The following is a 21,443-nucleotide window of genomic DNA, read 5'->3' on the forward strand; positions in this document are numbered from 1 at the left end:
TTATATGGTTTGTAATTTTTGGTTGTAAGATGAAAGTATTTCTGCTTCGTAATGCCTGTAAAATTCTGGGTCGAAATTAGCCTCTGGAAGATGATTAATAACATAATCTACATCTCGTTTTTCTGTAAGCCATCTATCAAATGTTTCATGGCGCATTCTAATACCAAAAGTATTAATGCCTAAAAATGCTTTGTTGTCTTTATGATATGCTATAGTTATGCATTTGGTGTCATCGTCATGTTTCCAATGAAAATGTTTTTCGTATTCTGGTCGACCGCGTTCAGCAAAAACCCAACCATAGGTTTGATATTCAATATCTAAGAATTTAGCAGAATTAAACCAATGCCCTGGGTTGTATGCTGTTTTGTTTCCGCAAATGGTTTGCGCTAAAACTTCACCCATCATACGGCCCGTATACCAAACCGCTTCAATTGGTCGGCGGCCATTAATGCCTTTGTGTTGTTCTGCACAATCACCAATAGCGTAAACATCTTCAATATTGGTTTCTAAATAAGGGTTTACTTTTACGCCTCTTCCGGTTTCAATTTCAGAATCTTTAATAAAATCGATGTTTGGTGATACACCAGCAGTTAATCCAACAACATTACATTCAATTTCTTCACCAGTTTCTTGAATAATTATAGACTTTACTTTTCCGTTTTCATCTGATTTGATTTCTTTTAAATTATGTCCAAGACGTAAATCTATATGATGATTTTTTATGTGTCTATTAATCATTTCACTTTCACCTTCAGGTAAAACACCGTTCCAAAAACTATCTTCTCTTACTAAAAATGTAACAGGAATACTTCTAGAGTTTAGCATTTCGGCAAGTTCAATACCAATAAGACCACCACCAACAATTACGGCACGTTTACAAACTTCTTTATTTGGTGCAAATTTTTCAAGATTTTCTAAATCTTGTTTATGGTACATACCCATAACACCTTCTAGGTCTTGCCCTGGCCAACCAAACTTATTTGGTTTACTTCCAGTAGCTATAATTACCCTGTCATATTTTAAAGTATCACCCTTAGCAAAATGGAGTATTTTTTTATTGGTGTCTATAGTTTTTACATAGCCTTTTCTAAGTTCTATTCGGTTTTTCTCCCAAAACCAATCCTCATAGGGTTGTGTATGTTCAAACTTCATGTGTCCCATGTATACATACATTAATGCAGTACGCGAAAAGAAATAATCAGTTTCAGCAGAAACGATAGTTATTTTTTTATCAGATAGCTTTCTAATATGTCTAGCAGCAGTTACACCAGAAATTCCATTTCCTATTATTACGATATGTTCTTCCATAAATTTTGGTTGTTAATTGGTTTTATACCAGTTATCACTTGAAAACACTTTAATAAAATGCTCTTTTCTCCTTTCTCTTTTATTAGTAAAAGAAACGATAACTAAGGCTATGCTTTATTTTCCTAATTCGAATAAAGAAAAAAATCATCATTTTCTTTTACAGCAATTTCAAATCATAACAGGTATTAGGTCGAAGTTAAAGGTAATAACTTAATGATAGCGGTTAATTTAGAATAAGTTTAAATTGCTTGTGTTTTGTAAGGATTAATAAAAGAATAAGACGTTAAAAAACTTTTGCTTCTCTTGTAATTACTTGAAGTTTAGTTCGACCTAATGGCAGTTGCTTATCAAAGTTAAAAATTTATAAAAATGAAAAAACAATTAATAATAGTACTTATAGCATTAATATCTGTAAAAGGGTTTGCTCAAGATTTAAATGCTTTTTTTAGTAAAACAGATGCATTCCTTAAAGGAAATGTGTCTAACGGGAGAGTCGCATACTCAAAAATTCATGCAAATCAAGACGAGCTTAATAGTGTTTTGAAAATTGCTGAAGGTATTTCTGTTTTAAAATCTGATGCTAAGAACTATCAAGCCTTTTGGATTAATGCTTACAATTTATCTGTAATAAAAGGTATTGTAGACAATTACCCAACAAATTCGCCTCTAGACAATAAAGGTTTTTTTGATAAAACAACGCACAATTTAGGAGGTAAACAAATTACGTTAAATGATATTGAGCACAAGCTTTTAAGGGGTAATTTTAAAGATGCACGATTTCACTTTGTGTTAGTTTGTGGTGCTGTTGGTTGCCCACCTTTAATTAGCAATGCTTACTTGCCAAGTACTTTAAATGCGCAGTTAGATACTCAAACTAAAATGGCTTTAAATGGGTCTTTTATAAAAGTTAATACTAAGAAGAAGCGTGTTGAAGCCTCTCAAATTATGGAGTGGTATAAAGAAGATTTTACTAGAGATGGTAAAACCGAAATAGATTTTATAAATAAATACAGAACTGAAAAATTAGAAGGAAAATACAAAGTAAGCTACTTTCCATACGATTGGAACGTGAACAAACAATAACCAAATAACAACAAATCAAAATAAAGTAAAAATGAAAAAATTAATTGCAATATTAGTACTAACAGCCATTTCGTTTAATGGGTTTTCACAAGAAGATGAAGCTGCTCAAAAAAGTAATATTCAAACCTATACGCCATCAAAACTATTAAAGAAAGGGCAATGGGATATTAAATGGTTTAATAATTTATATACTGAAACTAAAGATTTATTTGGGGCAAATGGAGATAAGCAAGATATTCCTAGAAATACTTTTTTCACATCTACAGTCGATGTATTTACTGGCGTTTCAGTAAATAGTAAATTTAATATTGGGCTTTTACTTGAATTTCGTTCAAACGTAATTGGGGGAAGAGATGTTCTAGATGTTTTTAAGTTTGACGGAGAGGCCAATTCTGCTCGTTCAGGATTTACATCATTTGCACCAGCTATTAAGTTTAATCCCATAAAAAGTATTTCAAACTTTACTATTCAAACAGCATTTCATATCCCTTTAGTAGATAATGAAGTTGAGAACGATGTGTTTTTAGATCAAAAAGGATTCATTTTTCAAAACCGTTTCTTTTATGATTATAGTTTTTCTAGTGGAGATTGGCAATTGTTTTCTGAGTTGAATACTGAATATAACTTTGGGAAAAAAGTAGAGAGAGATTTGAATGGAGTTCAGGTTGGAGGAAGTTTTGCTAACAATAGTTTACGTTTAACACCAGGTGTGTTTTTAAGTTATTTCCCTAGTTCAGAATTTACAATTTTAGCTTTAGTACAACATTCTCAATTAATAAGTGCAGGTAATGAAGGTGATTTTTCTCAAGATTTTACTGCTTTAGGTGGTGGTGTAAAATATCAGTTAACAGATGTTTTAAATATAGAAACACTTTATACAGGTTTTGTTAGAGGTAATAGTACTGGTTTAGGGCAAACATTTAATATTGGCTTAAGAGCATTGTTTTAATGAATATTAGTAAATTAGGAGTTTAAATCATTTTATGAAGTCATTTAAACTCCTAATTATTTTATCAATTTTAAGTTTACAATCTTGTAAAACTCAGACCAATAAAATTAATGGTGTGAGTTTTGTTGCTTCAAGAGAAGCCGTAAATGAGACTCATATTAATCCAATTGTAAATGTTAATGCAAATTATGCAGCCATTATGCCATTTGGATTTATAAAAAACTTAGATCATCCCGAAATAGTTCATAACTCAGACAGACAATGGTTTGGTGAAACAAGAGCTGGAGCAGAACAATACATTGGTGAGCTTATAAAAAAGAACATTAAAGTAATGATTAAGCCTCAGATTTGGGTTTGGCGTGGCGAATTTACAGGGTTAATAGAAATGAAAAGTGAAGCCGACTGGAAAACTCTGGAGGATTCCTATTCTAAATTTATTTTAGAATATGCAGTATTGGCAAATGAAGTAAAAGCAGAATTATTTTGTATTGGTACTGAGCTAGAAAAATTTATAGAAAACAGACCTAGTTTTTGGATTGATTTAATAACAAAAATAAGATCTGAGTACAAAGGCAAGTTAACTTATGCTGCAAACTGGGATGAATTTAAACGCACGCCCTTTTGGAGTGAGTTAGATTATATAGGGGTTGATGCTTATTTTCCTGTAAGTGATCGCAGAACACCAACCGTTCAAGAATGTTTAAAAGGTTGGGGAGGGCATAAAAAAGTGGTTCATAATATGTCTAAAAAACATAATAAACCTATTTTATTTACAGAGTATGGTTATAGAAGTGTAGATTATTCTGGTAAAACACCTTGGGTAAGTGATAGAAGCCTGAATCAAGTAAATTTAGAGGCACAGACTAATACTACCCAAGCGTTATTTGATACATTTTGGAAAGAAGATTGGTTTGCTGGCGGGTTTGTATGGAAGTGGTTTCATAAACATGATAAAGTAGGAGGAAAAGAGAATTTTATGTTCACACCACAAAACAAACCAGTTGAAGCGATAATAAAAAAACAATACAGTTTACAATGAAAAAGATAAATTATATTATAATATGTGTATTGGTTTTATTGTCTTGCTCAACAGATAATGATGATGAGGTTTTACAAACTTTAGCAACTTATACGCAAACTCAAGATTTTGAAATGGGAGCAGTTATAGCTTGTGCTGCAAGCGATAAAGAAACAGGCGAAATTCTTGCGTTTTATTATCCTGAAGCTGGAGCAACTAATATAAGATTCTACGAAACAAATAGTACTGAGGTTGATGAAAGTGATTTCTCAAATTACACGCCGAAGGTATTAAATAATGAGCCTGTGTTTAACGGGCATTTAGGACGATTTATTCAAGAAGCATCAAACGAAAAATGGATTATTATTACTTTTGAATTAGATGATGAAATAAAAATATCCAATCCAATCCGAACTAGACAAATTTCTAAACCTACAGTTTGGAATGATAATGTTACCATAAATCAACCACAATCTGGAATGCCACATTTTATGTGGGAAGACAATCCAGAAGGCGATAATGCTATATATTTTCAGGTGGTTACAGATGAAAACAATAACTTATTGTCTGGGACTTATACCTATGAAAATCAGTTTCAGTATTATAATATAAATAATGTTGTTTTAAACGTTACAACACAAGTTCCACCAGATTTATTGGTAAATGAAAATTATTTTTTCACCTTAATGGATGTAAGTCTAGATAATTGGGTAAATTGGGTGATTCAAAAATCGTTTGTTGCTGAATGAGAAAATTAGTATGTTTTTTTTTGTTTTTAGGTTTTGCTACATTGAGCATGTCTGCTCAAAATTCTTTAGTGTACGACTTGAAAATTCAAGGAAATAATAAACTAAAAACGTCATTTGTAAAAAATATTTCCTCTATTAAGCCTGGGGTTGTATTAGATTCTACGGTTATTGAACAAGATATATTGCGTTTAAAACGCTTGCCTTCTGTATCTCATGCATATTATCAAGTATTCCCTTCAGAAGACAACAAGTATAATGTGTTTTATCATATAGAAGAGAATTACACGCTTATCCCATCAGCAAATTTTTATACAACGGATAATGATGAGTTTGCTTACCGTTTGGGTTTATATGAGTTTAATTTATTTGGGCGGCATATAACTTTTGGAGGTTTTTATCAAAGAGATGTTTATAATTCTTATGCTATAAATTTTAGAGCGCCTTATCTGTTCTCAAATAAATTAGGGCTAGCAATAAATCATCAAGATTTAACTACTCAAGAGCCTGTTTTTTTTGATAATACGTCCTCTAATTATAAATACAATAACAAATCTTTAGAAGTTTTGGGTTTATACGAATTCAACTTTAAAAATAGAATGGAACTCGGTATAAATTATTTTGTTGAAGATTACCAGTATAAGTTTGGCGCAACAAATCCTAATGTCCCTCAAGAATTACATATACATAAGTGGCTGTTAAAAGGTATTTATGAGTATAATAAACTAGATTATAATTACCAATACGTTTCTGGAATTAAAAGTCAATTTAATTTTCAATACGTGACTTCAACAAACGATGCATTACCCGATTTTTTTATTGGTTGGAACGATTTTTTTCTTTTTAAACGCGTTGGCGAAAAGGGGAATTGGGCAAACAGATTACGATTAGGGCTGTCATCCAATGATAAAACGCCTTTTGCGCCTTTTTCTGTAGATAATAATATAAATGTTCGTGGCGTTGGTAATACTATCGATAGAGGGACAGGGACCATTGTTTTAAACTCAGAATACCGTCAAACACTTATAGAAAAAGGTTGGTTTGTTTTACAGGGCAATGCTTTTGTTGATGCCGGTTCATGGCGTAATCCTGGAGGTGATTTTGGCGATTTTTCTACAAAAGAAAATATTAAAGTATATCCTGGTTTAGGACTTCGTTTTATTCATAAAAAAATATATAATGCCATTTTTAGAATCGATTATGGCTACGGAATCTCTGAAAATGCCACCAAAGGTTTCGTCTTCGGTATTGGTCAGTATTTCTAATTTATTTATTTCGGCGTTACCCAAGGGTCGGGCTTTCGGCAGTCGCTTCCCGATTCAAAAAATCGGGAGAGCTTCAACAAATGCCTCAATCCCTAACCTTTAGTTTGCATAAAGAATAATACACTAAATTTATTCAAAGGAAAACAGAGGTGAACTACATCCCTAACTAAGTTAGTCTTATGCTGCGTATTAGTCCTCTGTTTTCTCCTTAGAATTTAAGTTGAAAAGCTTCAAATAGAATAGTAGACGTCAGAGGTCTAATAAAGGTTATAAAGCGATTCAACATTTTTTAAAAACTTAATATAAAATTATGAAAAATTATTCATTTCATGTGGGCATTGACATCTCAAAATTAAAATTAGATGTGGTTATAGTAGATAAAACAAATCCCATGTCATTGGAACATTTCGTTGTTACGAATAACACAAAAGGTTTAAAGCGGATGCTTACTGTTTTAAAAAAAGGAAAAATAGATTTAGAAAGTACCCTGTTCTGTTTTGAAAACACAGGTGTTTACACATTCCCTTTAAGCTGTTTTTGTTTTGAAAACGGGTTTGATTATTGGATTGTTCCAGCGGTAGAGATTAAGCGATCTAAAGGCATATCAAGAGGTAAAAGTGATAAGTCTGATGCTAAGGATATCACTTTTTATAGCATTCGCAATATAGATAAGCTACAGCTATCAAGTGTGCCAGAGAAATCAATCCAGCAGTTAAAATTACTTTTTACTGAGCGCGAAAAAATCAAGAAATCCCTTTTATTATTTGGTTCAACTAAAGAAAATAAAGGGTATACGTCGTTAGATGTTTATAGAACAGTAGAAGCTCAAAACAAGAAAACAATTAAATTTCTTAAAGCGAGCTTAAAAGTTATAGATGCTAAGATGCGTGAACTTGTAAAGCAAGAGCCTAAATTAAAACGTCAATTTGAGCTTATAAAAAGTATTAAAGGTGTTGGCGAGAAAACGGCTATTTATTTTATAATAGCAACTAAAGGGTTTAAGGTCTTTGACTCGGCTAGAAAACTAGCCTGTTATGCAGGAGTTGCACCTTTTGAGTACAGCTCAGGCTCAAGTATTAGAGGAGGTACTAAAGTTAATCATATGGCAGACAAAACAATGAAGTCTTTACTTCAAATGTGCGCCTTATCAGCCGTAAAGCATGATGCACAATTAAAAGCTTATTACTTAAGAAAACAAGATGAGGGGAAAAATAAAATGTTGGTTCTAAATAATGTGAGATGTAAAATTATAGGTCGAATTTTTGCTGTAATTAATAGAGATTCTCCTTTTGTAGACACTTATAAATTTGTCGCATGATTTTTAATGAAAATTATTTGTTTTCTATCATAGAATACGCAACTATCTACAAAAGTAAGTTTCAGTCCTTAAGGCTTCTTTTATTTTACATAAACCATTAGTTTTGTAAAAAAATAATTTGAGCATGCGCACTTTTGCTATAGGAGATATTCACGGTGGATTAAAAGCTTTAATTCAAGTATTAAATAAAATAGAAGTTAAAGATGATGATTCTTTAATTTTTGTAGGCGATTATGTTGATGGCTGGAGTGAAGCTGCCCAAGTCATTCAATTTTTAATCGAGCTTTCAGAAAAAATTAACTGTGTTTTTATAAAAGGAAACCACGATGTTTGGTGTGAAGAATGGTTGCGAAGTGGCGAAGTAAATCAAACTTGGTATATGCATGGCGGAAAAGAAACCATGGAGAGCTACGAAGGTTTTTCAAAAGAAGATAAAAAAAAGCATTTAGATCTATTTGAGAGTATGCCATTGTATTATTTAGATAATGAAAACAGATTGTTTCTACATGCCGGATTTACATCCATGCATGGTGTAACTAGAGAGGTTTTCGAAACCACATTGTATTTCGATAGAACCCTCTGGGAAATGGCGCTAACTTTAGATAAAAGCATTAAAAAGGATTCAACAATATATCCAAAAAGATTAAAGCATTATAAAGAAATTTACATTGGGCATACACCAACAACTAATTTTAATAGTGATGTACCTATGAATGCTGAAAACGTTTGGAATATTGATACAGGCGCCGCTTTTAAAGGAAAAATATCAGGAGTTAATATAGATACCAAAGAAGTATTTCAAAGTGATAATTTGCCAGATTTGTATCCAAATGAGACGGGTAGGAATAAGTAGAATTAGCTAATATTTTTCTTGTAGTAGTTATATAATTTATTCGCATCTGCACCCAACCATTTTTTTACATAAATACATAAATAGAAATATTGTAGTTTAAAAACGCCATGTTTCCTATACATTCTTGCTGAGGTTTTAAGCTTTTTATTAATGACTTTAAATTTATTTCTGGCGTATAATTCGTTAATTAAAATATTGTCTTCATAAATAATGTAACGCTCATCAAAGCCGCCTATTTCATTAAATAAGGCTTTCGTTATAAACTGACTTTGATCTCCACCACGACAAGCGCGCCAATTAAATTGAGTAAACCATCCAGACAATTTTAAGCACCAATGATTGCTGTCAAACTGCATTCTAAAACAACCGGCTTCGTTGCCTTTTTTTATTTCGTTAATAATCAACTGATCAAAATGTTTAGGCGGAAAAGAATCGGCATGTAAAAAATAAAGGATGTTACCATATGCAGAATTAGCGCCCAAATTCATTTGCTTAGCGCGTCCTTTTTCTGAGTGTAATAAAAGAATGGAGGTTTTTAGTGTTTCAGGTGAAATTGATTGGTCTTCTAAAATAGAATTGTCAATATAGTTATAAGCTTCTTTGTTGGTAATACTTGTGAAATTTGAAAAAGATTCCACAATACTTTGGGTGTTATCTGTACTTCCACCATCAACAACTATAATCTCAGAAATGTTTTTAGTAGAAGCGTTGGTAAGTATATGTTCTAATAACTTGCCTATGTAATCGGCTTCGTTTAAAACAGGGATTATGATTGAAATTTTATTCATTTAAAGCCCAATTATAATCTTTAAAGGTTTTTTTCGCTTTTGCGGAAATGTCAACACTAGAATACGTGTTTATAAATTCAATTAAGCTACCATTTTGTTTAAAATCCTTAGAAAACCATTGAAAAATTTTTGACAGATTTACACTATTTTCTGAAATTTCATTTCTTTTTGAATCATTTAGAAAACCTGTTGTTGCTCCTGTAAGTTGCTGGTCTAAATCTTTGGCTGTAAAGGCCTCGTTCAGTAATTTTGGGCAAGAAAATGATGCGCAAACAATACCAAAATGAATTCTTGGTTCGTCCATTTTTCTTAATATATCATGCTCAATTTCGTTTAAATTATACCATTTTTCACCAAGCTTCCAGAAACGTTGGTCCCAAGGGTCTTTAATGTCTTTTATGCTTTTTAACGGATAATGGCGTAATATTAAATCTATGGTCATAGCATTGTATGCGTTAATCCAATAGGCTAATTTTTCTTCTTTTACCCATGCATCGTTTGGCATGTTATCACTTAAACTAGAAATGTAGCTTAACAATGCTTTTCTATCAGTTTTAAAACCTTTATAATTAACGTTACCTTGGTTTGAAACATGTCTTTTTAGTAAAGCTGTCCATGCATTATGATTGAATGATTTAGATATCTCATTCTCTATTTTCGGTTCAGATTTTGTAGATACGCTGTCTTTAGAAACAGCAATTGCGATAGGTTCTGCAATAGCTTCTTCAATAGGTTTCGTATTCTCAGCAATAGAATCCTTAGTTTTTACAGCAACAGATGGTGATTTTGAAGTTGTTTCAGAAATGTGTTTTGTGCTAGAACAAGATGCTATAACAAAAAATAGCGCTATTAATTTTAGATATTTCATTTAAAAATTAGTCTATAGTTTATACAAAACCTTACGTCTCTTTTGTTATGTCAATATATTTATTCTAGTACTAGTTTAATGAGGTTGACCACCCTAGCAACACCCACCGCCATCATAATGATAAGTAGACTCACTAATATAAATATCGTCTCTACCTAAAGCAGCTAGGTCTCCAGCTGTTTTGTCACATATCGCTATAGGTTGGTTTTTAAGTAAAACGTGTCCTTTTTTATCATCAAAATAATCTTCAGAACCATAATAAATTGCTGCTTTTCCTGTAAAAATACAAGGTCCGTCTTCTGGCATAGGGTCTTTAATAGCAGCAACTTCAATAGATTCTATATAGATTAACTCGTCTGTTGGGTAGTTTTTAGGGTCTAATATGCGGTATGGTTTTCTAGCACGAATTTCTATAGTTCCAAAACCTGCATCGGTAAGCGCCTTCACATATTCAGCAATTGGTAGGCTTCCACTTAAGCATAATGCACGCAAGCGTTCGTCATTTCTCAAAGTATCGTTCATAGGTTGCTCACAAGTAGGGTCACTCATTACTAATCGTCCATGAGGTTTTAAAACACGGTGCATTTCTTCAATAGCCTTTTTTAAGTCATCAGCTTTAAAAATATTGAATAAGCAATTTTGGGCAGCAACATCAATACTGTTATCTTCAACAGGTAAATGCATTGCATCTCCTTTTTTAAGGTCTACAAATTCACTTTTAAACCAGTCATTCTCTGCTTCTGCTTCTATAAAGTTTTTTCTAGAAGCTTCTAACATTTCATCAACCACATCAATACCAATAACACCACTTTTCTGACGATTAAAATATGCGAATTGTAATAATTCCATACCGCCACCAACACCAACATAAAGCATTTTAGGGTTATTGGTTAAATCGCGAGCATGTACTGTAGACCCACAACCATAATTCATTTCTTGCATGATTTTTGGGATTTTTAAACCAGGTAATTCCCAAATTGGATTTGTTGTACAGCATAATCCAATATCTGGTGTTAAAGCTGCTTCTTTATATACGTCGTGTGTGGTTTCTAGGTATGTGCTCATTTTTTTAGTATTTAGTCTTTAGTCTTCAGTTGGCAGTATCCATGTGACTGAATACTGCATACTGCTGATTGTCGACTTTTTTTATAATGTTTTAATTAATTCTTTAAATAGCGTAACCATATTTGGCTCTGCTTTACCAGCCATAGCAATAATTTCACTTATATCTACAGGCGCTAGGTTATCTGGGTCGCATTCATCTGTTAAAACTGACACGGCAGCTACTTTTAATTTTAAATGATTTGCAACAATAATTTCAGGTACGGTGCTCATACCAACAGCATCTGCTCCCATAAGTTTTAACATGCGGTATTCTGCTCTTGTTTCAAGTTGTGGGCCAACAACACTTACGTAAACACCTTCGTGTAGTTTTATGTTGTTAGCTTTTGCTATAGTTTTAAACTTTAAATTGATTTCTGCATCGTACGGCGCGCTCATATCTGTAAAGCGTTCTCCTAAAAGTTCTACACCTTTAAAGGCTAGGGGAGAACTTCCTTGAAGATTAATATGGTCTTCAATTAACATGAGTTCACCTTTTTTAAAGTCAAGGTTAATAGCGCCAGATGCATTTGAAACCAGTAGCGTATGGATGCCTAGTTTTTCCATAATTCGCACAGGATAGGTAACATCTTGCAATGAATAACCTTCATAAAGATGAAAACGACCTTGCATGATAACAACTTTTTTTCCAGCCATAATGCCGTAAATGAGTTTTCCTTTATGAAACTCTACAGTAGCTGTTGGGAAATTAGGGATATGGTTATAACTAGCTTCTTTTATTATTTCTACTTCGTTAATAAGTTGACCTAAGCCTGTTCCTAAAATTATTCCGATTTCTGGTTTATCAAAACCTTTGCTAACCAAATAATCTACGGTTTCTTCTATAAATTTCAGCATGTTTAAATTTTTTAAAATAAAATTTGTTTAAAAAATTGAGAACCTGTGTAACCACTTCGTTCTCTCATTTAAAATTAAATCATTAAACAATTAAATGATTTAATTTGTAAACTTTCGTTTAATCATGTAATTGTTTAATTTTTTCTTGTAATTCTACATTTGACTGATAAAATTTTGAAGCTACTAAATCCTCAAAAGTATCGATGTCGTTTAATACATCTAAAGTAGTAAAAGTGATGCTGTTTTCCTTTAATTCTTTTAAGGTTTCTTCAAGTAAATGTGATTCACTCCACGGCTTATTATCAAATACCGAGTTGTGCATTTTAGATAAGCCTATTAAGTAATATCCGCCATCTTCAGCTGGTCCAAAAACCACTTCATTTTGTTTTAAAGCGTTTAACCCTTGATTGATGTGGTTAGCTGTTATATTAGGTAAGTCCGAACCTATTAAAACGATTTGTTCGTACCCGTTTTTAAAGCCATTCTTGAAGGCGTTTTTCATGCGCTCACCCAAATTAATACCTTCTTGTACAAATTTAACGTCGTTTTCCCATTTGTTATTAACTATGGTTTCAGAAAAATAAATGTGTTTATCTGCTTTAAGTGTTTTTGTAGCCTCTTCGGTTACTTTAACAAGTTCACTATAAACCTCGTAGGCCCCTTGGTTACCAATCGTTTTTGCGAGTCGGGTTTTTACTTTTCCTAGTTTTATGTTTTTTACAAAAACGATAACTAATGCTTTACTCATATACTTTTGTGCCTTTTTTTAACCATTTACTCCATGCTTTTGAAAAGGTGTGAATGGAGTCTGTTGCTTTTTCTTGTGAATTTAAAACTTCTAAATCGTTGTTTTTCCATTCAAAAATACCGCCATATAAATTGTACACATTAGTATATCCTGCTTTTTTTAGTTTTTCTGCAACATCTTCAGAGCGAATACCTAAAGAACAATACACGACTATTTTTGAGTCTTTATTTAATAGTTTTGGTTTTATAGATTCTAGGTTAAAAGAGTCGTATCCTACACAGATAGCATTTTCTAGATGACTGGTTTTAAATTCTTTGGTTTCTCTTGAATCTAATAAGATAACATCTTCTTTTTCGTTTTGTAAAGTTTCAACGGATATGTATGGAATACTTTCCTTGTTTTGCTGTTTCAATAATTTTGAAAGATTTTTTTGTGAAAACCCAGAGATTGAAAACCCTATGAATATGAGTAAAATAATTTTTTTCATTTTATGTTTTTTATGCAACACTTCCTTGGCAACTACTTCCCGCACCGGCGGTACAGCCATAGCAATGTTGTGAAATTACAATGTTTCGCCCTTCTAAAAGTTCTTCGTTGTATTCTGAAATATGTTTTACTTTACTGTTTACTGGTAATTCTAGCATTTGATTAAAATCGCAATCAAATAAATAACCATCCCAACTTATAGAAAGTGTGTTGGTACACATCACGTTTTCTACAGCTGCAGGATTGTAAGCTTCTACAAGCGAATACATATAGTCTTCATAATTCTCTGAAGCTATTAAGTAGTCTAAAAATCGTGAAATGGGTAAATTAGTAATGGCAAATAGGTTATGAAATTGAATGCCAAAATCGTCTATTAATGCTTTTTTGAAATCTTTTTCCATGGCCGCTTGGTCACCAGGTAAGAAAGCGCCAGATGGGTTGTAAACTAAGTCTAATTTAAGCTTACTATCTGGCATGCCATAACCGACTGCATTTAATTCTTGTAATGCTTTTATTGATTTATCAAAAACACCATCGCCACGTTGCTTGTCTGTTTTACCACGCGTCCAATGGGGCATAGAGCTAACTACATGCACATTATGTTTTTTAAAGAAATCTGGTAAATCGTAATATTTTTTGTTGGCTCTGATAATTGTTAAATTCGAGCGCACAATAAAATCTTTAATACCAGCTTTGGCTGCTTCCTCAACAAACCAACGGAAGTCTGGATTCATTTCGGGCGCACCTCCGGTTAAATCTAAGGTATGTGCACCTGTGTTTTTTATGACTTCTAAACATTGCTGCATAGTTTCGCGAGTCATGATTTCTTTACGGTCTGGACCGGCATCTACATGACAATGATCGCAAACTTGATTACACATATAGCCTACGTTAATTTGCAGGATTTCAAGCTTTTTAGCTTTTAGTGGAAACTGATTGGTTTCGGCAATTTTATTTTTAAAGGTTGGTAATTCTCCATTTTGAAAAATACCGTTCGATAAAATTTCTAATTGCCTATTACTGTTTGCTAAGTCGCTTTCGCGTTTGTGTAGGGACTTTGTTGCCATTAATTGTCTTTTACTTTTAAGCTTATGTTTTTGATTGGTTTTGCGTTAGGGATTGAAGTGGATAGCCCACAGCCCGACAAAGGAGGTGCGAGGACTTGTAACGTAAAGCCCGACCCCCGTGGTAACGCCTAAATTTTAACCATCTAATTTATTAACTTTATTCATCATTTGTACACCATGAACTAAAGTTGCTCCACTTTTTATGGCGGCGCCTACGTGTATGGCTTCCATCATTTCTTCTTTGGTTACGCCGCGTTGTAGTCCATCTTTTGTATAAGCATCAATACAATACGGACATTGTTCTGTATGTGCAACGGCTAATGCGATTAGTGATTTTTCGCGAGCGGTAAGTGCGCCATCTTCGAAGACTTTGCCATAATAATCGAAAAATTTGTTACCTAATTCTTCATTCCATTCGGTTATTTTACCAAATTTTCTGAGGTCTGCTGGGTCGTAATATGTTTTACTCATAAAATTATTTTTGCTAAAGATAGAAATCTAATTCATTAAGTCGGAAGGTTTAACGCAACTTAACAAAAATCGCCAAATAATATTGAAAAATATTAGGTGGCGATTTTTTAGTAAGTAGATATAGTTTATGGAGAAACTATATGGTTATTCTTTAATGAGGCTCCTAGAAATCACAATTTTTTGAATTTCCGAAGTGCCTTCATAAATTTGTGTAATTTTAGCATCACGCATTAGGCGTTCTACATGGTATTCTTTTACAAAACCATTGCCGCCATGTATTTGGACAGCTTCAACGGTGTGTTCCATCGCAACTTTTGATGCGTATAGTTTTGCCATAGCACTAGACTTATCGTAATTATTGCCTTGGTCTTTGTCCCAAGCAGCTTTCATAACCATCATGCGGGCAGCTTCTATATCTGTGTACATGTCTGCTAATTTAAACGCGATAGCTTGGTGGTTGCAAATTTCTGTTCCAAAAGCTTTACGCTCTTTTGAGTATTTAAGGGCTAATTCGTAGGCGCCAGAAGCAATTCCTAAAGCTTGTGCTGCAATCCCAATACGCCCACCAGAGAGTGTTTTCATGGCAAATCTAAAACCTGAGCCATTTGCCCCAATTCTATTTTCTTTAGGAACTTTGACATCGTTAAACTGAAGGGTATGTGTATCGCTTCCGCGGATACCAAGTTTGTCTTCTTTTGGTCCAATATCGAAACCTTTCATACCTTTTTCAAGAATAAAAGCATTAATACCATGAGAGCCTTTGTCTCTATCTGTTTGGGCAATAACAATATAGACATCTGCACGCCCACCACTAGTAATCCAGTTTTTAGTACCATTTATAATATAGTGGTCGCCTTTATCAATAGCGGTTGTTCTTTGGGATGTGGCATCACTTCCAGCTTCTGGTTCGCTTAAGCAAAACGCACCAACAGATTCTCCTGTAGCTAGTTTGGTTAAATATTTTTGTTTTTGCTCTTCTGATCCATAAGATTCTAAACCATAACAAACAAGTGAGTTATTTACAGATACAATTACCGAAGCCGATGCATCTATTTTTGATAATTCTTCCATGATTAGAACATAAGAAATAGCGTCCATTCCACTTCCGCCATATTTAGGGTCGACCATAATGCCTAAGAAACCTAAATCGCCCATCTTTTTAACGAGCTCTTGTGGGAATTCTTGTTTGTTATCGCGCTCAATAACTCCTGGTAGTAATTCTGTTTTAGCAAAATCGCGAGCGGCATCGCGAATCATGATATGTTCTTCTGAAAGACTAAAATTCATATTTCGTAAATAAATTGTTGTTTTTGGTAATATATGTTTACAAATATAGCTTTTAAATGTGAATTCTTAAAAATTATGATTTTATTTCGTTTAATGATTCTTATTATATATTTATTCAAGATGATTACTTTTACTTCCTATGATGAAAGACGTATATAATGTGATTGGTGTCATGTCTGGAACATCTTTAGATGGAATAGATTTAATTTATGTCACGTTTTCCTATAATAATGATTGGAGCTTTAATATTTTAAAAGCAGAAACAGTTGCCTATTCTTTAGATTGGTATGAAAAACTGAAGGGTTTAGTAAATAATTCCATAGATGAGTTAAAAGCTATAGATGTTGATTATACCGCCTATCTAGGTGACGTTATTAAACAGTTTATAGTAAAGCATAATATTAAAAATATTGATGCTGTGTGTTCTCATGGGCATACTGCATTGCATCAGCCAGACAAAGGATTGACCTATCAAATTGGTAATATGCCTTGTCTTGCTGATATATTAAAACAAAAGATTGTGTGCGATTTTAGAGTTCAAGATGTTGAGCTTGGTGGACAAGGAGCGCCATTAGTTCCAATTGGAGATAAGTTGTTATTTTCTGAATACCATTTTTGTTTAAATTTAGGTGGGTTTGCAAATATTTCAATGGATTTGAATGATACGCGTATTGCTTATGATATTTGTCCAGTAAATATTGTATTAAATAAATATGCTAAGCAATTAGGTTTTGACTATGATGATGGTGGGGAAATAGCGTCTAAAGGAACACATTTATTAGCTTTGGGCAGTACGTTAAATAATTTGAGTTTTTATAACGAGAAACCACCAAAATCTTTAGGATTAGAGTGGGTTAATAAAAATATTTTCCCGCTTATAGAATCTTCAAAAAGAAAAGAAAAAGATATTCTCAAAACGTTTTCCGATCATATAGCTAGGCAAATATCGCGTGTTTTAAGAAAAGACTCAAAAGTTTTAGTTACTGGGGGCGGTGCTTATAATTCTTATATAATTTCAAAAATTAAATGGAATAAAAAAGCAGAAATTATAATTCCTAGTGCAGATTTAGTTGAATTTAAAGAAGCGCTTATTTTTGGTTTTTTAGGTATACTAAAGCTTAGAGGGGAAGTTAACTGTTTACAAAGTGTTACTGGTGCTTCAAAAAATCATAGTTCTGGTAAAATATATCTTCCATAAAAAGTATAAATAATTAAACTTATTAGGTTTTATGTTTTTTATATTTGTTACTAGTAATTATTGAGTCTTAACAGAAAATAGAATGATAAATTCTAAAATAAAAGCATAAGACTGAGTGTCTATTAATTAAATCTGTGTTGGTATAATCAATAGCTTTTAAGGGATTAATAAATGATGATTGTTTTACTTTTTAATGACATAAATCATTTTTTTCTTGACAATAAGGGTAATATCTTAGCGGCCGGTAATTTAATCCCTTTTGATGAAATTAATAGAAAAACAAGGGTTTTTACGTTGAGTAATATTACGAGTTATAACATTCATCAAAAAAATATAAAAAATTTACAATAACAATAAATTTAAAACAGGAATTAGTGCAGCCACATTAAAAATAGCACTTAAACAACAAATAAATTATGGAAGCAGCAATTATCTTAGTATTTGTAATGGGCTATTTGGCCATTACTTTAGAGCATAGTATCAAAATTGATAAACTAATTCCGGCGCTAGTCATGATGGCTATATGTTGGGCATTAGTGGCTTTAGGGATAGATGGTTTTTCACAATGGTTTGATTCTGGAAACCATTCCTTAATGGAAAATTTTGGAAGCTTAGCGTCTGAAGAGAAAATGCATTTAATGGAAGAGACATTGCTGCATCATTTAGGTAAAACTTCAGAAATTTTAGTATTCCTTCTTGGAGCCATGACCATTGTAGAAATTATCGATTACTTCGATGGATTCTCAACTATTAAAGACTTCATAAAAACTAAGAAAAAGAGCAAAATACTTTGGATTTTTGCAATACTAGCTTTCATTTTATCAGCAATTATTGATAACCTTACTGCAACTATAGTTCTAATTTCAATATTGCAAAAAATAGTAAAAGACAGAAACGTGCGTATTTGGTATGCAGGTTTAATTATTATAGCAGCAAATGCAGGTGGTGCTTGGTCTCCAATAGGAGATGTTACAACAACTATGCTTTGGATTGGTAAAAAAGTAACTACAGGACACTTAATTGGGTATTTATTATTGCCTTCATTTTTATGTATGGCTGTACCAACATTTATCGCATCATTTTTACCAGCATTTAAAGGTGATTTAGATGTTGAAGAGGTTGTAGAAAAAAAGAAATCAAAGTTTAGTGGTACTATGTTATATTTAGGATTAGGTGCTATTATATTTGTGCCAATCTTTAAAGTAATAACGCATTTACCACCTTATGTTGGTATGATGTTGTCTTTAGGTGTGGTGGCTATTTTTGCAGAGATTTATAGTAGCTCTAAATTTAGTATGACAGATCATGACTCAGAAGAAAGCGATGCACATGCACACCACAGTCCAGTACATGCTTCTTTATCTAAAATTGAATTACCAAGTATCTTATTCTTCTTAGGGATCTTAATGGCTGTTGCGGCATTAGAGTCTTTAGGGATATTATTCAATTTTGCAGGTTCACTTCAAGATTCTATGCCTATGTTAGGAACAGAATTACATATGGAGGGCCATACTGGTGTTTCTGATTTAGTAGTATTATTATTAGGTGTAGGTTCAGCTGTAATCGATAATGTACCGTTAGTAGCTGCCAGTTTAGGAATGTTTCACGAGCCTATCGATAACGAGTTGTGGCACTTTATTGCTTACTCTGCCGGAACAGGAGGTAGTATGTTAATTATTGGTTCTGCTGCCGGAGTTGTTGCTATGGGAATGGAAAAAATTGACTTTTTCTGGTACTTAAAAAAGATTGCTTGGTTAGCGGCAGTTGGTTTCTTAGTAGGTGCCGTAGCATTTATGTTTACAAGAACTTTGTTTTAGAATAAAAAATATTTTGGCTTTACCACAAGGGTCGGGCTTTTGTTCATGCTTTTCAGTTTTGTATTTTTGAATTCATGAACATAAATATTTCATTACAAGTCCGCACACCTCAAAAACATGAGGTGCTGTGGGCTTTTCATTGCAATCCCTAAAGCAAAAGCAGTCTTAATATTAATCTAACTGCTAATAATTAGCGTATATACATTACATTATACTTTAATTAAAAAAGAAACGTTATACCTTTGCAATAAATTAATATTATATGCTAAGCACATTTATACAAAACACACAAGAAGGTACAGAAGTACTAACCGATGGTGAATCTGTTGAAAAAACACTATCCATAATAGAGTTAATAAGTAGCGGTGGTCTTGCGGGACAGCTCATAATAGCTATTTTATTCCTGCTACTCGTTGCGGCTATTTATATTTATTTCGAACGTATTTTTGCTATTAAAGCAGCATCTCAGGTCGATGCTAATTTTATGAATCAGATAAAAGACCATGTTAGTAATGGTAAAATAGACTCTGCTCAAATGCTTTGTGCGCAACAAAATTCTCCAGTATCAAGACTAATTGGTAAAGGTATTTCTAGAATAGGTAAGCCATTAGCAGATATTAATACAGCACTAGAAAATGCTGGCCGATTAGAAATTTATGGTTTAGAAAAAAACGTGAGTATTCTAGCAACAATTTCTGGAGCTGCGCCCATGATAGGGTTTCTTGGTACAGTAGTTGGTATGATATTAGCAATATTCGAATTAGCCAATGCAGGTGGTACCATTCAAATGGATGTTTTAGCAAGTGGTTTATACACGGCTATGACCACTACTGTTGCTGGTTTAATTGTTGGTATTGTAGCTTATATGGCTTACAATCACTTAGTAGTTAAAACAGATAAAGTAGTGTATCAGATGGAAGCAAATTCATTAGAGTTTTTAGATCACTTAAACGAACCTACATAATATGAACTTTAGAGGAAGAAACAAGGTTACGCCAGAATTCAATATGTCGTCTATGACAGATATTGTATTCCTGTTACTTATCTTTTTTATGATTGCTTCTACTTTAGTTACCACTAATGCTATTGATATTTTATTGCCAAAAGCAAGTGGGAAAACGGAAAATAAAAAATCTGTAGCAGTTAGTATAAAGAAAGATTTAACCTATTATATAGATCAAAAACGTGTTGGCGAAAGTGTTTTAGAGAATGAATTGCTTGCAGCATTATCATCTCAAGAACAGCCAACAATTGTTTTAAGAGCAGAAGAGTCTGTTCCAGTTAAAAACGTAGTTAAAGTGATGGATATCGCTAATAGAAATAAATTTAAAGTTGTTTTAGCTGTAAAGCCCTAAATAATGAAATACTTCAAAACCAAACACGAAAAGAATTCGGCAAAATTAACAGCTTTAATAGCTGTAATTCTGTTGCTTTTGTTATTTGTGGTTGGTACAACCTATATGGATCCGCCAGAAGAATATGGCGTTGCTGTTAATTTTGGTAATTCAAGTGTTGGTAAAGGTAACGTACAGCCATTAAAACCTGTTAAGTCTGAACCTCGAGAAATTGAAGAGCCACCGCAACCAGATGTTTCAAAAGCAGAACCAGAACCGGCAAAATCTTCTGAAGTTAAAGAAGAAGTATTAACTCAAGAAAATGCAGAAGAAATTGCTATAAAAAAACAAAAGCAAGCTGAAGCGAAAGCAAAAGCCATTGCAGAAGCGAAAGCTAAGGCTGAAGCTGATAAAATTGCGAAAGAAAAACGCGAGCAAGAAGAAAAAGAGAAAGCTTGATGCTTTAATTGGTGGTGTTAGTAAGTCTGAAGGCACAGAAACAGGAAGTGAAGGAAATGACAATCAATCCGGAGATAAAGGGCAATTAGATGGTAATCCATATGCGCCAAGTTATTTTGGAGGACAGGGCACAGGAAGCGGCGGTGTTGGGTATGGTTTAAATGGAAGAGGTAAGGCGTCTTTTAAAAGGTTAAAGCAAGATTGTAACGAATCTGGAATGGTTATCGTGAAAATTATTGTGAACCAAAGTGGTAATGTTATTTCAGCAGACCCCGGACAAAGAGGGACAACAAATACAGCTCAATGTTTATTAGAACCTGCAAAAAAAATAGCCATGTCTCATAAATGGCCATCAGATCCTAAGGCACCATCACGTCAGGTAGGATTTGTTAGTGTTAACTTTAAATTAAGTCAATAGTAA

The 21,443-nt window shown here is 33.0% G+C and carries 23 protein-coding genes; 13 read left to right on the forward strand and 10 right to left on the reverse strand.

All coding sequences use genetic code 11. From position 1 onward, the window contains the following. Complete coding sequence (locus SJY43_RS06565) at window positions 1-1,308, reverse strand: NAD(P)/FAD-dependent oxidoreductase (protein WP_396603049.1); 1,308 nt, start codon at window positions 1,306-1,308, stop codon at window positions 1-3. A gap of 369 nt (window positions 1,309-1,677) precedes the next feature. Here SJY43_RS06565 and SJY43_RS06570 point away from each other — a divergent pair, with 369 nt between their 5' ends. The 7 genes from SJY43_RS06570 (at window position 1,678) to SJY43_RS06600 (ending at window position 8,540) form a co-directional block, all read left to right on the forward strand. Further along, on the forward strand, window positions 1,678-2,391 hold the full coding sequence (locus tag SJY43_RS06570; RefSeq protein ID WP_396603050.1) for a DUF547 domain-containing protein: 714 nt from the start codon (window positions 1,678-1,680) through the stop codon (window positions 2,389-2,391). A 31-nt stretch (window positions 2,392-2,422) separates the two neighbouring features. Beyond that, window positions 2,423-3,340 (forward strand): hypothetical protein, encoded by a 918-nt coding sequence (locus tag SJY43_RS06575; protein WP_396603051.1) that lies wholly within the window; start codon window positions 2,423-2,425, stop codon window positions 3,338-3,340. Between the two features lie 34 nt (window positions 3,341-3,374). Beyond that, complete coding sequence (locus SJY43_RS06580; RefSeq protein ID WP_396603052.1) at window positions 3,375-4,379, forward strand: glycoside hydrolase family 113; 1,005 nt, start codon at window positions 3,375-3,377, stop codon at window positions 4,377-4,379. Then, window positions 4,376-5,107, forward strand: a complete 732-nt coding sequence (locus SJY43_RS06585; RefSeq protein ID WP_396603053.1) for a hypothetical protein — start codon at window positions 4,376-4,378, stop codon at window positions 5,105-5,107. Before SJY43_RS06580 ends, SJY43_RS06585 begins: the two co-directional genes overlap by 4 nt. Beyond that, entirely contained in the window at window positions 5,104-6,369 is a 1,266-nt protein-coding gene (locus SJY43_RS06590) for a POTRA domain-containing protein (protein WP_396603054.1), read from the forward strand. Before SJY43_RS06585 ends, SJY43_RS06590 begins: the two co-directional genes overlap by 4 nt. A gap of 310 nt (window positions 6,370-6,679) precedes the next feature. Beyond that, window positions 6,680-7,687, forward strand: coding sequence for an IS110 family transposase (locus SJY43_RS06595; protein ID WP_396602982.1), 1,008 nt, complete (start codon window positions 6,680-6,682; stop codon window positions 7,685-7,687). A 124-nt stretch (window positions 7,688-7,811) separates the two neighbouring features. Further along, a complete protein-coding gene (locus tag SJY43_RS06600) occupies window positions 7,812-8,540 on the forward strand; it encodes a metallophosphoesterase family protein (RefSeq protein WP_396603055.1) in 729 nt (242 codons plus the stop codon). A gap of 2 nt (window positions 8,541-8,542) precedes the next feature. On the opposite strand, the gene SJY43_RS06605 is transcribed toward SJY43_RS06600, so the two are convergent. From SJY43_RS06605 to SJY43_RS06645, 9 genes are all read right to left on the reverse strand, one after another. After that, on the reverse strand, window positions 8,543-9,328 hold the full coding sequence (locus SJY43_RS06605) for a glycosyltransferase family 2 protein (protein WP_396603056.1): 786 nt from the start codon (window positions 9,326-9,328) through the stop codon (window positions 8,543-8,545). Then, window positions 9,321-10,196: a DUF547 domain-containing protein gene (locus tag SJY43_RS06610; RefSeq protein ID WP_396603057.1), complete on the reverse strand. Its 876-nt coding sequence runs from the start codon at window positions 10,194-10,196 to the stop codon at window positions 9,321-9,323. The genes SJY43_RS06605 and SJY43_RS06610 overlap by 8 nt, the downstream gene beginning before the upstream one ends. Before the next feature lie 93 nt (window positions 10,197-10,289). Next, the gene (gene arsM / locus SJY43_RS06615) at window positions 10,290-11,261 is read right to left on the reverse strand and encodes an arsenosugar biosynthesis arsenite methyltransferase ArsM (RefSeq protein WP_396603058.1); all 972 of its coding nucleotides are present in this window, start codon (window positions 11,259-11,261) and stop codon (window positions 10,290-10,292) included. A gap of 81 nt (window positions 11,262-11,342) precedes the next feature. After that, the gene (locus tag SJY43_RS06620) at window positions 11,343-12,155 is read right to left on the reverse strand and encodes a purine-nucleoside phosphorylase (RefSeq protein ID WP_396603059.1); all 813 of its coding nucleotides are present in this window, start codon (window positions 12,153-12,155) and stop codon (window positions 11,343-11,345) included. Between the two features lie 118 nt (window positions 12,156-12,273). Then, complete coding sequence (locus SJY43_RS06625) at window positions 12,274-12,903, reverse strand: TIGR04282 family arsenosugar biosynthesis glycosyltransferase (protein WP_396603060.1); 630 nt, start codon at window positions 12,901-12,903, stop codon at window positions 12,274-12,276. Continuing rightward, a complete protein-coding gene (locus SJY43_RS06630; RefSeq protein WP_396603061.1) occupies window positions 12,896-13,390 on the reverse strand; it encodes a rhodanese-like domain-containing protein in 495 nt (164 codons plus the stop codon). Before SJY43_RS06630 ends, SJY43_RS06625 begins: the two co-directional genes overlap by 8 nt. A gap of 10 nt (window positions 13,391-13,400) precedes the next feature. Next, a complete protein-coding gene (arsS, locus tag SJY43_RS06635) occupies window positions 13,401-14,456 on the reverse strand; it encodes an arsenosugar biosynthesis radical SAM (seleno)protein ArsS (protein WP_396603062.1) in 1,056 nt (351 codons plus the stop codon). Window positions 14,457-14,591: 135 nt separating this feature from the next. Then, on the reverse strand, window positions 14,592-14,927 hold the full coding sequence (locus tag SJY43_RS06640; protein ID WP_396603063.1) for an arsenosugar biosynthesis-associated peroxidase-like protein: 336 nt from the start codon (window positions 14,925-14,927) through the stop codon (window positions 14,592-14,594). 144 nt (window positions 14,928-15,071) lie between these two features. Continuing rightward, window positions 15,072-16,214, reverse strand: coding sequence for an acyl-CoA dehydrogenase (locus tag SJY43_RS06645; protein ID WP_396603064.1), 1,143 nt, complete (start codon window positions 16,212-16,214; stop codon window positions 15,072-15,074). Between the two features lie 139 nt (window positions 16,215-16,353). Here SJY43_RS06645 and SJY43_RS06650 point away from each other — a divergent pair, with 139 nt between their 5' ends. The 6 genes from SJY43_RS06650 to SJY43_RS06675 all read left to right on the forward strand — a co-directional run bounded on the left by SJY43_RS06650 (window position 16,354) and on the right by SJY43_RS06675 (window position 21,440). Further along, complete coding sequence (locus tag SJY43_RS06650) at window positions 16,354-17,412, forward strand: anhydro-N-acetylmuramic acid kinase (protein ID WP_396603065.1); 1,059 nt, start codon at window positions 16,354-16,356, stop codon at window positions 17,410-17,412. Window positions 17,413-17,828: 416 nt separating this feature from the next. Further along, window positions 17,829-19,229 (forward strand): sodium:proton antiporter NhaD, encoded by a 1,401-nt coding sequence (gene nhaD / locus SJY43_RS06655; RefSeq protein ID WP_396603066.1) that lies wholly within the window; start codon window positions 17,829-17,831, stop codon window positions 19,227-19,229. A 262-nt stretch (window positions 19,230-19,491) separates the two neighbouring features. Beyond that, entirely contained in the window at window positions 19,492-20,193 is a 702-nt protein-coding gene (locus SJY43_RS06660; RefSeq protein WP_396603067.1) for a MotA/TolQ/ExbB proton channel family protein, read from the forward strand. 1 nt (window position 20,194) lies between these two features. Beyond that, a complete protein-coding gene (locus SJY43_RS06665; protein ID WP_396603068.1) occupies window positions 20,195-20,584 on the forward strand; it encodes an ExbD/TolR family protein in 390 nt (129 codons plus the stop codon). A 3-nt stretch (window positions 20,585-20,587) separates the two neighbouring features. Continuing rightward, window positions 20,588-21,022, forward strand: a complete 435-nt coding sequence (locus SJY43_RS06670) for a hypothetical protein (protein ID WP_396603069.1) — start codon at window positions 20,588-20,590, stop codon at window positions 21,020-21,022. Further along, window positions 20,979-21,440, forward strand: coding sequence for a hypothetical protein (locus tag SJY43_RS06675; protein WP_396603070.1), 462 nt, complete (start codon window positions 20,979-20,981; stop codon window positions 21,438-21,440). Before SJY43_RS06670 ends, SJY43_RS06675 begins: the two co-directional genes overlap by 44 nt. The last annotated feature ends 3 nt before the right edge of the window (window positions 21,441-21,443 follow it).

Origin of the sequence: Algibacter sp. R77976 (assembly GCF_044594645.1) — a bacterium.
In the GTDB taxonomy this organism is placed as follows: Bacteria; Bacteroidota; Bacteroidia; order Flavobacteriales; family Flavobacteriaceae; genus Algibacter_B.